Raw genomic sequence first — 14,595 nt, 5'->3', positions numbered from 1 at the left:
CAGGCGCACTGGATAGCGTTCGGCCATGTTCTCCAAGGTGCTCGTCGCCAATCGAGGCGAGATCGCAGTCCGTGCCCTCCGTGCCGCGCGGGAGATCGGCGCGCGCACGGTGGCCGTGTTCCCCCACGAGGACCGCTGGTCCGAGCACCGGATGAAGGCCGAGGAGGCCTACCAGATCGGTGAGGAGGGCCACCCGGTCCGCGCCTACCTCGACCCCGAGGCGATCGTCGAGGTCGCGGTCCGCTGCGGCGCCGACGCCGTCTACCCCGGCTACGGCTTCCTCTCGGAGAACCCCGCGCTCGCGGAGGCCTGCGCCGCTGCCGGCATCACCTTCATCGGGCCCAGCGCCGAGGTGCTGACCCTGACCGGCAACAAGGCGCGCGCGATCGCCGCCGCCAAGGCCGCCGGCGTACCGGTGCTGGAGTCGGTGCCGCCGTCGACCGACGTCGACGAGCTGGTGGCGGCCGCCGAGCGGATCGAGGCTCCGCTGTTCGTCAAGGCGGTGGCCGGCGGCGGTGGCCGCGGCATGCGCCGCGTCGAGGACCGCGCCGACCTGCGGGAGGCCATCGAGACCTGCATGCGCGAGGCCGAGGGCGCCTTCGGCGACCCCACGGTGTTCATCGAGCAGGCGGTGGTCGACCCGCGCCACATCGAGGTGCAGATCCTCGCCGACGGCACCGGCACCGAGGAAGGCGTGATCCACCTCTACGAGCGCGACTGCTCGGTGCAGCGCCGGCACCAGAAGGTCGTCGAGATCGCTCCGGCCCCCGGGCTCGACCCGGAGCTGCGCGACCGGATCTGCGCCGACGCCGTCCGCTTCGCCCGCGAGATCGGCTACAAGAACGCCGGCACGGTCGAGTTCCTGCTCGACCCGTCCGGCCGCTACGTCTTCATCGAGATGAACCCGCGCATCCAGGTCGAGCACACCGTGACCGAGGAGGTCACCGCCGTCGACCTCGTCCAGTCGCAGATGCTGATCGCGGCGGGTGCCACCCTCGCCGACCTCGACCTCACGCAGGACTCGGTGCAGCCCCGCGGGTTCGCGCTCCAGTGCCGCATCACCACCGAGGACCCGGCCAACGGCTTCCGCCCCGACACGGGCCGGATCACGATGTACCGCTCGCCGGGCGGCCCGGGCGTCCGCCTCGACGGCGGCACCACCTACACCGGCGCCGAGATCAGCCCGCACTTCGACTCGATGCTGGCCAAGCTGACCTGCCGCGGCCGCACGTTCGAGGCCGCGGTGCAGAAGGCCCGGCGCGCGCTGCTGGAGTTCCGCATCCGCGGCGTGTCCACCAACGTCGGCTTCCTGCAGGCGGTGCTGGCCGACCCCGACTTCGCCGCCGGCGGCGTCACCACCTCCTTCATCGAGGACCACCCGGGGCTGCTCACGGCGCAGGTGGGCGCCGACCGCGCCACGAGGCTGCTGTCCTACCTCGCCGACGTCACCGTCAACCAGCCCCACGGCCCCGCCCCGGTCACGATCTCCCCGGCCAGCAAGCTGCCGGCCCTCGACCGCTCGCAGGCCGTGCCCGACGGCACCCGCCAGCTGCTGCGCGAGATCGGCCCCGAGGAGTTCGCGAGGCGGCTGCGGGCCCAGGACACCGTCGCGGTCACCGACACCACCTTCCGCGACGCCCACCAGTCGCTGCTCGCGACCCGCGTGCGCACCCGCGACCTGCTCGCGGTCGCCGACCACGTCGCGCGCACCACGCCGCAGCTGTGGTCGGTCGAGTGCTGGGGCGGGGCGACGTACGACGTCGCGCTGCGGTTCCTGTCCGAGGACCCCTGGGAGCGGCTGGCCGCGCTGCGCGAGGCGATCCCCAACATCGGCCTGCAGATGCTGCTGCGCGGGCGCAACACGGTCGGCTACACGCCGTACCCCACGGAGGTCACCGAGGCCTTCGTCCAGGAGGCGGCGGAGACCGGGATCGACGTGTTCCGCATCTTCGACGCCCTCAACGACGTCTCGCAGATGCGGCCGGCGATCGACGCGGTCCGCGCCGCCGGCACGTCGGTGGCCGAGGTGGCGCTGTGCTACACCGGCGACCTCTCCTCCCCCGACGAGAAGCTGTACACCCTCGACTACTACCTCCGCCTCGCCGACCAGATCGTCGAGGCCGGCGCCCACGTGCTGGCGATCAAGGACATGGCCGGTCTGCTGCGGGCTCCGGCGGCCCGCACGCTGGTCACGGCGCTGCGCGAGCGCTTCGACCTCCCCGTGCACCTCCACACCCACGACACCCCCGGCGGCCAGCTCGCCACGCTCGTCGCGGCGATCGAGGCCGGCGTGGACGCCGTCGACGCGGCCTGCGCCTCGATGGCCGGGACCACCTCGCAGCCCGCGCTGTCGGCGCTCGTCTCCGCCACCGACCACTCCCCGCGGGAGACCGGCCTGTCGCTCGCCGCGGTGAACGCGATGGAGCCCTACTGGGAGGCCGTGCGCCGCGTCTACGCCCCGTTCGAGTCGGGACTGCCCTCCCCCACCGGGCGCGTCTATCGCCACGAGATCCCCGGCGGGCAGCTGTCCAACCTCCGCCAGCAGGCGATCGCGCTGGGCCTCGGCGAGAAGTTCGAGCAGGTCGAGGACATGTACGCCGCCGCCAACGACATCCTCGGCAACGTGGTGAAGGTGACGCCGTCGTCCAAGGTCGTCGGCGACCTCGCGCTCGCACTGGTCGCAGCAGGTGCCGACCCGGCGGACTTCGAGGCCGACCCGGCGTCGTACGACATCCCGGACTCGGTGATCGGCTTCCTCAACGGCGAGCTCGGCGACCCGCCCGGCGGCTGGCCGGAGCCGTTCCGCAGCAAGGCGCTCGCGGGACGGACGTGGAAGCAGCCCACCGAGAGCCTGACGGCCGAGCAGCAGCAGCGGCTCTCCTCCGACCGGCGGGCGGCCCTCAACGAGCTGCTCTTCCCCGGTCCCACCATCGCCTACCGCGAGTCGCGGGAGAAGTTCGGCGACCTCTCGGCGGTCTCGACGATCGACTACCTCTACGGCCTGCGCCGCGGCGAGGAGCACCGCGTGCAGGTGCGCGAGGGCCGGGAGATGCTCGTCGGCCTCGAGGCGATCGGCGAGCCCGACGAGCGCGGGATCCGCACCGTGATGGCGACGATCGACGGGCAGCTGCGGCCGGTGTCGGTGCGCGACCGGAGCGTGTCGGCCGAGGTCGCCTCCGCCGAGAAGGCCGACCCGCAGGCAGCCGGGCACGTCGCGGCGCCCTACGACGGCGCGGTCACCGTGTCCGTCGCGGAGGGGGACTCCGTCGAGGCGGGCCAGACGGTGGCGACGATCGAGGCGATGAAGATGGAGGCCTCGATCACCGCGCCCACGGCCGGCACCGTCCGGCGCGTGGCGGTGCGCTCCACGCAGGCCGTCGAGGGCGGCGACCTCGTCCTGGTGATCGGCTAGCCGCCGGCCTCCGGCTGCTCGTTGAGCACCACGACGTCCGGGTCGGGCTCGGCGTACTCGGTGACCTCGGGCTCCTCGCCGGTGACCTGGCGGTAGACCTCGGCCGCGACGGCGCGCATGCCGTTGAGCTTCGGGTGGAACGGCGCCGCGACGCCCACCCGCAGGCGCGGGCCGTTGACCCACGCCCGGCCCTTGGCACACACGTCGTGGCCCTCGGAGACGGCCTCCATGTCGACGTACGACGCCCCCGCCGCGGCTGCGCCGCGCTGCAGGGAGTCGTTGAGGAGGCCAGCGACCTCGGCGACCGGCCCCAGCACGTCGGCCGGCACGCCGACGGCCGCGCAGCTGCCCTCGGTCGGCAGGATGTCGGGATAGCCGACGACGAGAACCCACGCCTCCGGGGCGGCGCGCCGGATCCGCCGCACGGCTCGCTCGATGTGGTCGGCGACCTTGCGGGCGTCGGCTCGGAGCCGCTCGACGGGGCAGGTCGCGGCCGGTCCCTCCTGGCAGTCGATGAGCGTGTCGTAGATGCCGAAGTCGTTGCCGCCCATGCCGAGCGTGACCAGGTCGGTGTCGGCGCTGACGGCGTCGAGCTGGGGGCCGGTGGTGTTGCCGTCGAACATCGTCATCGGCGCGTAGAGGTCCGCCGTCGTCGCTGCCGAGCAGGTCACGTCGGTGTAGCTGGCGACGTCGAGCCACTCGGCGAGGAAGGCCGGGTAGTTGCTCCGCGAGCGGGCGCATCCCTGCGGGTCGGTGCGCATGGTCCCGATGAACGGCCCGGCCGAGAACGAGTCGCCCAGGGCGACGTAGTCGATGTCGCTGGTGGCCTCGACGTCCAGCACCGGGTCCGGGGGGTCGCCGTCGGCCCCGCCCGCCTGGCACCCCGTCGCCGCGAGGACGAGGGCCGCCAGGAGAGCGGCCGGCCGCAGCCGGATCACTGGCGGGCCGGGCCCTGCTGCCGGGGCGTCACGCTGAACGTGAACCAGTCGGAGTTGAGCCCGAAGTAGGAGCGGACGGTGTCGCCGTCGACGCGCGCGGTGCCGGTGGTGCCGATGAACGCCATGTCCGTGACCCGGCCGCCCCAGTCGCCGTTGCCGTCGCGCGAGGTCACCTCGATGGACGTCAGGTCGCCGATCGCGGGCCAGTGCCGCTCGACCTGCACGTCGTCGATCGTCTCGGTCCACGTGGAGTACTGGTGACCGGTCACGCCGTCGTAGGGGTCGGCCTGCGCCACCAGGTAGGGCATGGACCCGGCCGACGACCAGCCGCCGTTGCTGGCGGAGAACTGCGTGAACGCGGGACGGCCGTCGTACATCAGCCCCTGCCCGGCCGTCGCCTTGATGGCGGCCGTCGCGGCCGGGTGCTCGGCGTCGACACCGCCGTAGACCTGGCACTGGGTGGTGTCGCAGAGGTCGTAGTGGGCTGCGGACGGGTGGGAGCGCTCGAACGCCGCGTAGGTGCGGGCGGCCACCGACTGGGCGCTGACCGCAGCCTGCGTCCACAGCGCGGGGACCTCCTGCGGCACGACGCCGCGCAGGTAGGCCTCCATGCCCACCTCGTTGACCGTCTGGCGCTTGCCCTGGCGCGGCGCCACGGACTGCAGGGTGCCGCGGTACTCACGTCGCTCACCGGGCAGCACAAGGGTCAGTCGACCGGTGGTCGAGGAGAACTCCGCCTCTCCCGGCACCTTCTTCCAGGTCCGCCAGGCGCCGCCTCGCGTGTGCTGCACGAGCGTGTCGTCGCCCCGGGCGATGAGCCGCCACTTCTTGGCCGGCACGGCGGGCAGCCGCCACGTGCGCTTGCGGGCCACGCTGCCCACCTTGATGCCGCGCTGGGCGACGACCTGCACGTCGCGACCGGTGTCGGCGGTGATCAGCACCCGGACCTTGCCGCCGATGCGCCCCCACGTCGTGCCGGGGTAGTAGAAGTCGACGATCTGCCGCCACGACAGCCCCTGCTCCGCGGCGCCCAGGGCGCCGTACTGGGAGAGCCCGTGGCCGTGCCCGTAGCCGTGGCCGGTCACCGTGATGGCGGTGCTGCCCGGGGTGGCCCACGTCTCCGCCTTCCGGCGCGGCTCTGCGGTCGCGGACGCGGGCAGGATCGGCAGCAGCAGCGCGCTGAGGGCCGCTGCGAGCAGCATGCGGGAACGGATCATCGGAGCTCCCCCGAGTGTCGACGAACGGAACCACCGAGCGTACAGGCGCGCCGTGGCACCGCCCAGCGGGGACGCTGAGCCGGTCAGGGCAGACCTGTCAGGGTGGGCCGGTCAGGGTGCGCCTGTGACACTGGAGCCGTGCCCGAGGGAGACAGCGTCTGGCGCCTCGCTCGCCGGCTGGACCGGCAGGTCGCTGGGCGTACGGTCGTGCGCTCCGACTTCCGCACGCCCACCCTGGCGACCCGCGACCTCTCCGGGCGCCGGATCGTGGGGCACGACACCCACGGCAAGCACCTGCTCACCCGCTTCTCCGCGACGGGCGACTCCCCCGCCGCGACGCTGCACAGCCACCTGCGCATGGACGGCTCGTGGTCGACGCTGGCGCCGGGCAAGCGGCTGCCGGCGAAGGTGCAGCCGCACGTGCGCCTCGTCCTGGGTCTCGATGACGCACGGACCGTGCACGGCATCCGCCTGCACGACCTGGTCCTGGTGCCCACCGACCGCGAGAGCGACGTCGTCGGCCACCTCGGACCCGATCCGCTGCGCGACGACTGGGACGCGGCGGAGGCGGTGCGCCGCCTCGGCACCGACCCCCGGACCCCGCTGGTCACCGCCCTGCTCGACCAGCGCTCGCTGGCCGGGCTGGGCAACCTCTGGGTCAACGAGCTGGCGTTCCTCACCGGCGTGAGCCCGTGGACGCCGATCGGCGAGGTCGACATCGCCCGCCTGGTCGAGCGCGCCGCGACCATGCTGCGCCACTCGGCGACGGTCGAGGGCGCCTACCAGGTCACCACGGGGTCGTCGGCCAAGGGCGACGACCACTGGGTGACCGGCCGACAGCGGCAGGGCTGCCGACGCTGCGGCGGTCCGGTGAGCGTGAGCGCCGAGGTGCCCGGCGATCCGGCCAACCGCCGCACGTGGTGGTGCCGCACCTGCCAGCCGGGACCCGGCCCGGAGGCCCGGACGGGTCTCAGACCCCGTGCAACCGGCGAGCCGCCTCGGCGATCGAGCCGCTCATCGACGGGTACACGGTGAACGCGTGCGCCAGCTGGTCGGCCGTCAGTGACTCGGCGACCGCGACGGAGACAGGGTGGATGAGCTCGGAGGCACGCGGTCCCACCACCACTCCTCCCACGACGATGCCGGTGCCCGGGCGGCAGAACAGCTTCACGAAGCCGTCGCGCACGCCCTGCATCTTGGCGCGGGCGTTGCCGGCCAGCGGCAGCGTGACCACCTCGGCGGTCATCTCCCCGGCGTCGACGGCCTGCTGCGACCAGCCGACGGTGGCGATCTCCGGCGAGGTGAAGACGTTGGACGAGACCTTCTTGAGGTCGAGCGGCGCCACCGCGTCGCCGAGGAAGTGCCACATCGCGATCCGCCCCTGCATCGCCGCGACCGAGGCCAGCATGAGCACCCCGGTGCAGTCACCCGCCGCGTAGATCCCGCGGGCGGAGGTGCGCGAGACCCGGTCGACCATGATGAAGCCGCCGTCGTCGGTCGCCACCCCCGCCTCCTCGAGGCCGAGGTCGGCGGTGTTGGGGATCGAGCCCAGCGCGAGGATGCAGTGGCTGCCGGTGACCGTGCGGCCGTCCGTCAAGGTCACCGTCACCGTGTCGCCGTCCCGGGTCACCGACTGCATCCGCGAGCGGCTCAGCACGTGCATCCCGCGGCGGGTCAGGACGTCCTCGAGGACCGCCGAGGCGTCGGCGTCCTCCCCGGGCAGGACCCGGTCGCGGCTGCTGACCAGCGTCACGTCGATGCCGAGGGAGAGGTAGGCGCTGGCGAACTCCGCGCCGGTGACCCCCGAGCCCACCACGATGAGCTTCTCGGGCACCTCGGTGAGGTCGTAGACCTGCTCCCAGGTGAGGATGCGCTCCCCGTCGGGCCGGGCGCTCGGCAGCGTGCGCGGCGCGGCGCCGGTGGCCACGATGATGGCGTCGGCCTGCAGCGTCTCCTCGCCGTCGGCGGTGGTCGCGACGACCGTGAGGTCCGGTCCGAGCCGGCCGCGGCCGGTCACCAGGCGTACGCCGTCGCGGTCGAGACGGGCGGCGATGTCCACCGACTGGTCGGCGGCCAGCTGCTTGACGCGGGCGTTGACCCGGGCGAGGTCCACCGCGATGGAGGTGGCGGCGTCGCCCTCGTTGTCGCTGAAGTTGACCCCGAGCTCGCTCGCGGAGGACATCTCCGTCATCAGCTCGGCGGTCGCGATCAGCGTCTTGCTCGGCACGCAGTCGGTGAGGACAGCGGAGCCCCCGACACCGTCGGTGTCGACGACGGTCACCTGGGCGCCGAGCTGGGCGGCGACGTGCGCGGCCTCGTAGCCGCCGGGCCCGCCGCCGATGATGACGATGTGGTCGGTCATCAGAGGTTGATCATGTGGCCGGCGATCCCGTGGACGGCCTCCTTGACCGCCTCACCCAGGGTCGGGTGGGCGAACACGTTGCGGGCCACCTCGTCGGCGGTCAGGTCCCACTTCTGCGCCAGCGTCATCACCGGCAGCAGCTCGGTCACGTCCGGACCGATCATGTGGGTGCCGATGATCTCGTTGTGCTCGGCGTCGGCGACCACCTTGACGAAGCCGACGGCCTCGCCCAGTCCCATCGCCTTGCCGTTGGCGGTGAACGGGAACGTCGCGGTCTTCACGTCGTAGCCGAGCTCCCTGGCCTGCGCCTCGGTGTAGCCGAAGGAGCCGATCTGCGGCATGCAGTACGTCGCGCGGGGCACGAAGTCGTACTCGACCGGCATCGTCTCCGCGCCGTTGATGGTCTCGGCGGCCACGATGCCCATCGCCTCGGCGACGTGGGCGAGCATCATCTTGCCGGTGCAGTCGCCGATGGCGTACACGTTGGGCACGTTGGTGCGGCAGTACTCGTCGACCTCGATGGCGCCGCGCTCAGTGACGTTGACGCCGACGTTCTCCAGGCCGAAGCCGGTGACCCGCGGGGCGAAGCCGAAGGCGGCGAGGAACTTGTCTGCCTCGAGCACCTGCTCGTCGCCACCGCCGGCGGGGGCGACGGTGACCCGGACACCCGACCCGGTGTCCGCGACCTTCTTGACCGCGGTCGAGGTCAGCACCTTCACGCCGAGCTTCTTGTAGTGCTTGAGCAGCTCCTTGGAGATGTCGGCGTCCTCGGTGGGGACCATCCGGTCGAGGAACTCCACGATCGTCACGTCGACGCCGAAGTTGGCCATGACGTAGGCGAACTCGACGCCGATCGCACCGGAGCCGCCGATGACGATCGAGCCCGGCAGCTGGTCGCTGAGGATCTGCTCCTCGTAGGTGACGACGTTCTCGCTGAGCTCGACGCCCGGCACCAGGCGCACCGTCGCACCGGAGGCGATGACCAGGTTGTCGAACGTGTAGCGGGTCGTCTGCCCGTCCTTGGCGACGTCGATGTCGTTGCGGCCCTGCAGCGTGCCCCAGCCGTCGATCTCGGTGATCTTGTTCTTCTTCATCAGGTAGTGGACGCCCTTGACGATGCCGGCGCTCACGTCGCGGCTGCGCTTGTGGGTCGCGCCGAAGGCCATCGTCACCTCGCCCTCGATGCCGAACTTCGCCTTCTCGTGCTGGAGCGTGTGCGCCAGCTCGGCGTTCTTGAGCAGCGCCTTGGAGGGGATGCAGCCCACGTTGAGGCACACCCCTCCCCAGTACTTGTCCTCCACCACGGCCACCTTCTGGCCGAGCTGGGCTGCGCGGATCGCGGCGACGTAGCCACCGGGGCCGGCGCCGAGGACGAGGGTGTCGAAATGGGTGTCGGTCACGGCGCCAGCCTAGTTGTCCGCCGTCTACGCAGAACACCCGAGGTCCGGGCTCAGTATCCTGTGGCCCGTGACGCTCTACGCCGCCTACGGGACGAACCTCGATCCCGCCCGGATGAGCGAGCGCTGCCCGCACTCGATCCTGCAGTCCACCGGCTGGCTGACGGGCTGGCGGCTGACCTTCGGCGGCGAGGAGCACGGCTGGGACGGCGCCCTCTCCACCATCGTCCAGGACCCCTTCGAGCAGGTCTTCGTCGCCGTCTACGACGTCACCCCCGAGGACGAGCGCGCCCTCGACGGGTGGGAGGCCGCGGACACCGGCCTGTACCGCAAGACCAAGGTGCGGGTCTCCACGATGAGCGGCGAGCTGGTGGTGTGGGCCTACGTCCTCGACGCCTACGAGGGCGGGCTGCCGTCCGCGTCCTACCTCGGCGTGCTCGCCGACGCCGCCGACGCCGCCGGAGCGCCGGAGGACTACGTCGCCGCCCTGCGGCGCCGCCCCTGCCGCTCCACCGGCCTGTGACCGGCCGCTGACCCGCTCCTGACCGGCTTCTGACGAGAGCCGTCGATCGGGTGAGCGCCGCGCGAGTGACCTCCGCGCCACTCGCGCGTTGGACGTGTGACGGCGTCCGCCGTTGCGCAGGGGCAGCGGCGGGCGTCGTACCGAGCCTCGCCTCGGTCTAGAGTTCGCCGCGTGACGCACGCAGCCCAAGTCCCCACCCCCTACGAAGCGGCCGCCTCCGCCGCGGCCACGCTCGCCGAGCTGACCGGCGTCGAGCGCCACGACATCGCCCTGGTGCTGGGCTCGGGCTGGCTGCCGGCCGTCGACGCCCTCGGCGAGGCCACCGCGGAGATCGACACCACCGACCTGCCCGGCTTCTCCGCGGCGGCCGTCGCGGGTCACAGCGGCAAGATCCGGTCGATCCGCAGCGGTGACAAGAACCTGCTCGTCTTCCTCTCCCGCACGCACTACTACGAGGGCAAGGGCGTCGCCGCCGTCGTCCACCCGGTGCGTACCGCCGCTGCCGCCGGCTGCTCGGCGATCGTGCTGACCAACGGGTGCGGCGGCCTCAAGGAGGGCTGGCAGCCCGGCCAGCCGGTGCTGATCTCCGACCACATCAACCTCACCGGCACGAGTCCCATCGTCGGCGCGAACTTCGTCGACCTGACCGACCTCTACAGCCCCCGCCTGCGCGCGATGTGCAAGGAGGTGGACGGCACCCTCGACGAGGGCGTCTACGTCCAGTTCCCCGGGCCGCACTACGAGACGCCCGCCGAGGTCCGGATGGCGGGCAGCATGGGCGGCCACCTCGTGGGCATGAGCACCACTCTCGAGGCGATCGCCGCACGGGAGGCGGGCATGGAGGTGCTGGGCATCAGCCTGGTCACCAACCTCGCCGCCGGCCTGAGCGGCGAGCCGCTCAACCACGAGGAGGTCCTCGAGGCGGGTCGTGCCGCTGCCAGCCGGATGGGCGGTCTGCTCAGCCAGGTCGTCGCCCGGATCTGAGGGCGGCACCGGTGCGCGTACTAGTCGCGGGAGCCGCCGGCAGCCTGGGCCGGGTGGTCACCGTCGGGCTGGCCGAGCACGGCCACGAGGTCGTCGGGCTCGACCTCGTCCCGCCGCCGGAGGGCACGACGTTCGCCTGGCACGAGGCCGACTGCGCCGACGCCGACGCCGTCGCCGCGGTGTTCGCCGAGGAGCGGCTCGACGCGGTCGTGCACCTCGCCGGCGTACCGGAGGAGCGGTCGCTGCCCGAGGAGCTCACCTCGCACGTGGTGACGACCGCGGCACTGCTCGACGCGATGGTCGCCCACGACGTGCCGCGCCTGGTCTACGCCTCGTCCAACCACGCCGTCGGGCGCACCCCGCGGGCCGACGGCGAGCTCACCGAGCACGCCCTTCCCCGTCCCGACACGTACTACGGCGTGGCCAAGGTGGCCGCCGAGGCCCTGATGCGGCTGTTCGCCGACCGGCACGGCATCGACGCCGTCTCCTGCCGGATCGGATCCTTCCTGGAGGAGCCCACGAGCGTGCGCAACCTGTCGACGTGGCTCTCGCACGACGACGGGGTCCGCATGGTCGAGGCCGCGCTCACGGCCCCGGCGCCGGGGTACGCCGTGCTGTACGGCATCAGCGCCAACACCCGCGCCTGGTGGGACCTCGAGCCGGGCCGGCGCCTGGGCTACGAGCCGCAGGACGACGCCGAGCGGTTCGCGGACCGCATCGAGCCCGGGCCGCAGGACGAGGCGGAGGCGCAGTTCGTCGGCGGACCGTACGCCACCGCGCAGTTCCACCGCCCCGCGCTCGGGGACTGACGCTCCCGTCTCCGGTCCCGCTCTCCCGCCGGTCCGCCGGTCCCGCAGCCGGCGGCAAGGCCTTGACGTGGAGTGCACTCGAAGTCGGAGACTGGTCGGGTGACCAGCCTGAGCATCGCCGAGGCAGCCGAGCAGACCGGGCTCACCGCCCACACCCTGCGCTACTACGAACGCGACGGGCTGCTGCTCGGCTCGGTCGAGCGCGCGTCGTCCGGGCACCGCCGCTACACCGAGCGCGACCTCGCCTGGATCCAGATGGTCACCCGGCTGCGCGCGACCGGGATGCCGATCCGCGACGTACGCCGCTACGCCGCGCTGGTGCGCCAGGGCGAGGGCAACGAGGCCGAGCGCCTCGACCTGCTGCTGGCCCATCGCGAGGTCGTCGAGCGGCAGCTGAGCGAGGTCACCGCGCACCTGCGCGCCATCGACCACAAGATCGCGATGTACGAGAGCTCGGTCGCACCGGCGGAGTCCGCCGCGGGGGCTTGACTTGGAGCGCGCTCGAAGGCGAAAGGTGGAGACATGACCACCACTCCCATCGGACAGCGCACGCTCGGCTCCTCCTCGCAGGGGTCCTCGCTCACCGTGAGCACGCTCGGCCTCGGCTGCATGGGGATGTCGGAGTTCTACGGCACCCCTGACGAGCAGTCCGGCATCGACACGATCCATCGCGCCCTCGACCTCGGCGTGACCTTCCTCGACACCGCCGACATGTACGGCCCGTTCACCAACGAGCAGCTGGTCGGTCGCGCCATCAAGGACCGCCGCGACGAGGTCCAGCTCGCCACCAAGTTCGGCAACGAGCGCAACCCCGACGGCTCCTGGGTCGGCATCAACGGCTCCCCCGACTACGTGCGGCGGGCCTGCGACGCCTCGCTCGAGCGGCTCGGCGTCGACCACATCGACCTCTACTACCAGCACCGGGTCGACCGCAGCGTCCCCATCGAGGAGACCGTCGGCGCCATGAAGGAGCTGGTCGAGGCCGGCAAGGTGCGCCACCTTGGCCTGTCCGAGGCCGGCGCGGAGACGATCCGGCGCGCGCACGGCGTACACCCGATCACCGCCCTGCAGAGCGAGTACTCGCTGTTCACCCGCGACCTGGAGGACGAGATCCTGCCCGTCCTGCGCGAGCTCGGCATCGGCCTGGTCCCCTACTCGCCGCTCGGGCGCGGGATGCTCACCGGCGCGGTCACCCGCGAGTCGCTGCAGTCCGACGACTCGCGCGCCACGGGCCGGTTCCCCCGCTTCGCCGGCGACGCCCTCGAGGCCAACCTCGCGCTGGTCGAGAAGGTCACCCGGCTCGCCGGCGAGAAGGGCTGCACGCCCGGACAGCTCGCGCTCGCCTGGGTGCTCGCCCAGGGCGACGACGTCGCACCCATCCCCGGCACCAAGCGGGTGCGCTACCTCGAGGAGAACGTCGCCGCTGTCGGCGTCGAGCTCACCGAGGACGACCTCGCAGCGCTCGAGGAGGCCGTGCCGCGCGGCGCTGTCGCGGGCGACCGCTACGGCGACATGTCGACCGTCGAGGCCTGAGCCGCCTACGGAAGACACACCCCGCGGGGGCCAGGTCGCGGAGGTCAGGTCGCGGCGATGCCCACCCGGCCCTCGCGGAAGGCGTCGACGAACAACGCGTGGTCCTTGCGGACGCGGACCGCGTAGGCGATCCCCCAGTCGCACAGCCACGAGACGAGGTCGTTGCGCCTGCCCTCCAGGGAGCGCCGGATCGCGTGCTCGACCTGGAAGTCCACCAGGTCCTGCTGGCTGTCCTCGTCGGAGGCGCAGTGGATCTTCGCGGTCGCCCGTCCCAGCAGGTCGACGACGGCGCGCATCTCCTCGGGCTCGTTGATCTCGCTCCAGTCCAGGTCGACCTCGTAGGGCGAGACCTCGGAGACGACGTACCCGACCCCGTCGATGCTGGTGTGACCCAGCAGCGGGTCGGTGTGCACCTGCAGGGCCCGCTGGCTCACGACCGTGCGGTGCCCCTCGTGCTCGAAGTAGGCGTCCACCTCGCTGGTGTCGACGAAGCGGCTCAGGGCCGGGACGTTGGCCTGCTTCATGCTCAGCACCACGTCGTTGTCGAGGGCCTGGCTGTAGCCCTCGACCAGGACGTTGTACGCCGGCAGCCCGGCGCTGCCGATGCCGAAGCCGGACTTGCCGACGACGTCGCGCAGCTCGTAGAAGAGCCCGCGGTCGAACCGCTTGGACTCCGGGATGGTGTCGAGGTAGTCCCCGAAGGCGGCGACCACGCGCGAGCGCTCGTCGCGCGACAGGCGCCGGGTGGTGGCGTCCTCGACGAAGGCGCGGGTGCCGCGCTGCATGACGGTGACCCGGTCGAGCAGGTCGGCGCGGCGCATCTGCCGCGCCGTCTCCAGCGCGGTGAGCACCGGTCCGTGCGCGGTGTCGAGCCGGATCTCGAAGTCCTCGTCGTCCTCGGTGCCGGTGTAGTGGTTGACCTGCGCAAGGTACGAGCGCACGTAGCGGCCGATGAGCTTGCGGATGGCGTCCTCCGGCAGCGCCTTCTGCCAGCCGAGCAGCGCCAGGCTCGCGGCGAAGCGCTGGAGGTCCCAGGTGAAGCGGCCGATGTAGGCCTCGTCGAAGTCGTTGACGTCGAAGATCAGCCGGCCGTCGGAGTTGAGGTAGGTGCCGAAGTTCTCCACGTGGAGGTCGCCGTGGATCCAGATGCGCTCGGCACCGTGGTCGGCCCAGCCCTCGTCCTCGCCGGTGACGTCGCAGTAGAACAGGCACGCCGTCCCGCGGTAGAACGCCAGCGGGTCGCGCGCCATCTTGCGGTACTTGGTCCGGAAGGCGGCCGGGTCCGCCCGCATGAGCGGCGCGAACGCGTCGCGCAGCACCTCGATGATCACGTCCGTGCGCTGGTCGGGTGCCATTCCCGCACTCTAGGCCGCGCCCGGGACCGCGGCTGCCGAGCGACGACCGGGGCCGGCGCCGTCGG

Annotated in this window: 12 protein-coding genes; 7 read left to right on the top strand and 5 right to left on the bottom strand. The window is 72.3% G+C overall.

The window, feature by feature from the left end; all coding sequences use genetic code 11:
- Nucleotides 1-25 precede the first annotated feature (25 nt).
- Nucleotides 26-3,412 (top strand): pyruvate carboxylase, encoded by a 3,387-nt coding sequence (locus tag J3P41_RS11315; protein WP_210650391.1) that lies wholly within the window; start codon nucleotides 26-28, stop codon nucleotides 3,410-3,412.
- Here J3P41_RS11315 and J3P41_RS11310 read toward each other — a convergent pair.
- Both J3P41_RS11310 and J3P41_RS11305 read right to left on the bottom strand, forming a co-directional pair.
- Nucleotides 3,409-4,350, bottom strand: coding sequence for an SGNH/GDSL hydrolase family protein (locus J3P41_RS11310; RefSeq protein ID WP_210650390.1), 942 nt, complete (start codon nucleotides 4,348-4,350; stop codon nucleotides 3,409-3,411). The genes J3P41_RS11315 and J3P41_RS11310 overlap by 4 nt on opposite strands.
- Entirely contained in the window at nucleotides 4,347-5,567 is a 1,221-nt protein-coding gene (locus J3P41_RS11305) for a SpoIID/LytB domain-containing protein (protein ID WP_210650389.1), read from the bottom strand. Before J3P41_RS11305 ends, J3P41_RS11310 begins: the two co-directional genes overlap by 4 nt.
- A gap of 138 nt (nucleotides 5,568-5,705) precedes the next feature.
- Here J3P41_RS11305 and J3P41_RS11300 point away from each other — a divergent pair, with 138 nt between their 5' ends.
- Entirely contained in the window at nucleotides 5,706-6,602 is an 897-nt protein-coding gene (locus J3P41_RS11300; protein ID WP_210650388.1) for an Fpg/Nei family DNA glycosylase, read from the top strand.
- Here J3P41_RS11300 and J3P41_RS11295 read toward each other — a convergent pair.
- Together J3P41_RS11295 and lpdA are read right to left on the bottom strand one after the other, a co-directional pair.
- Nucleotides 6,538-7,929, bottom strand: coding sequence for an NAD(P)H-quinone dehydrogenase (locus J3P41_RS11295; RefSeq protein ID WP_210650387.1), 1,392 nt, complete (start codon nucleotides 7,927-7,929; stop codon nucleotides 6,538-6,540). The genes J3P41_RS11300 and J3P41_RS11295 overlap by 65 nt on opposite strands.
- Entirely contained in the window at nucleotides 7,929-9,329 is a 1,401-nt protein-coding gene (gene lpdA, locus J3P41_RS11290) for a dihydrolipoyl dehydrogenase (protein WP_210650386.1), read from the bottom strand. The genes J3P41_RS11295 and lpdA overlap by 1 nt, the downstream gene beginning before the upstream one ends.
- 67 nt (nucleotides 9,330-9,396) lie before the next feature.
- Between lpdA and J3P41_RS18955 the strand changes: the two genes are divergently transcribed.
- The 5 genes from J3P41_RS18955 to J3P41_RS11265 all read left to right on the top strand — a co-directional run bounded on the left by J3P41_RS18955 (nucleotide 9,397) and on the right by J3P41_RS11265 (nucleotide 13,175).
- Nucleotides 9,397-9,849 carry a gamma-glutamylcyclotransferase gene (locus J3P41_RS18955; protein WP_210650385.1) on the top strand — a complete coding sequence of 151 codons (453 nt, stop codon included), beginning with the start codon at nucleotides 9,397-9,399 and terminating at the stop codon, nucleotides 9,847-9,849.
- Nucleotides 9,850-10,020: 171 nt separating this feature from the next.
- On the top strand, nucleotides 10,021-10,833 hold the full coding sequence (locus tag J3P41_RS11280; protein WP_210650384.1) for a purine-nucleoside phosphorylase: 813 nt from the start codon (nucleotides 10,021-10,023) through the stop codon (nucleotides 10,831-10,833).
- 11 nt (nucleotides 10,834-10,844) lie between these two features.
- Nucleotides 10,845-11,642, top strand: a complete 798-nt coding sequence (locus tag J3P41_RS11275; protein WP_210650383.1) for an NAD(P)-dependent oxidoreductase — start codon at nucleotides 10,845-10,847, stop codon at nucleotides 11,640-11,642.
- A 99-nt stretch (nucleotides 11,643-11,741) separates the two neighbouring features.
- Nucleotides 11,742-12,131 (top strand): MerR family transcriptional regulator, encoded by a 390-nt coding sequence (locus J3P41_RS11270; RefSeq protein WP_307861943.1) that lies wholly within the window; start codon nucleotides 11,742-11,744, stop codon nucleotides 12,129-12,131.
- A 33-nt stretch (nucleotides 12,132-12,164) separates the two neighbouring features.
- The gene (locus tag J3P41_RS11265) at nucleotides 12,165-13,175 is read left to right on the top strand and encodes an aldo/keto reductase (RefSeq protein ID WP_210650381.1); all 1,011 of its coding nucleotides are present in this window, start codon (nucleotides 12,165-12,167) and stop codon (nucleotides 13,173-13,175) included.
- A 44-nt stretch (nucleotides 13,176-13,219) separates the two neighbouring features.
- Here the strand turns inward: J3P41_RS11265 and J3P41_RS11260 are convergent, their stop codons facing one another.
- Entirely contained in the window at nucleotides 13,220-14,530 is a 1,311-nt protein-coding gene (locus J3P41_RS11260) for a DUF2252 domain-containing protein (protein ID WP_210650380.1), read from the bottom strand.
- Between the last annotated feature and the right edge of the window lie 65 nt (nucleotides 14,531-14,595).

Origin of the sequence: Nocardioides sp. SYSU D00065 (assembly GCF_017916425.1) — a bacterium.
Lineage (GTDB): Bacteria > Actinomycetota > Actinomycetes > Propionibacteriales > Nocardioidaceae > Nocardioides.
The sequence above is the reverse complement of the archived record's forward strand: the minus strand, read 5'-3'. Positions and strand labels throughout refer to the sequence as shown.

What these genes read in the sequence shown, in the direction of transcription:
- J3P41_RS11260 (WP_210650380.1), bottom strand. Translation starts at nt 14,530, where the DNA reads ATGGCACCCGACCAGCGCACGGACGTGATCATCGAGGTGCTGCGCGAC.
- J3P41_RS11295 (WP_210650387.1), bottom strand. Translation starts at nt 7,929, where the DNA reads ATGACCGACCACATCGTCATCATCGGCGGCGGGCCCGGCGGCTACGAG.
- J3P41_RS11305 (WP_210650389.1), bottom strand. Translation starts at nt 5,567, where the DNA reads ATGATCCGTTCCCGCATGCTGCTCGCAGCGGCCCTCAGCGCGCTGCTG.
- J3P41_RS11265 (WP_210650381.1), top strand. Translation starts at nt 12,165, where the DNA reads ATGACCACCACTCCCATCGGACAGCGCACGCTCGGCTCCTCCTCGCAG.
- J3P41_RS11315 (WP_210650391.1), top strand. Translation starts at nt 26, where the DNA reads ATGTTCTCCAAGGTGCTCGTCGCCAATCGAGGCGAGATCGCAGTCCGT.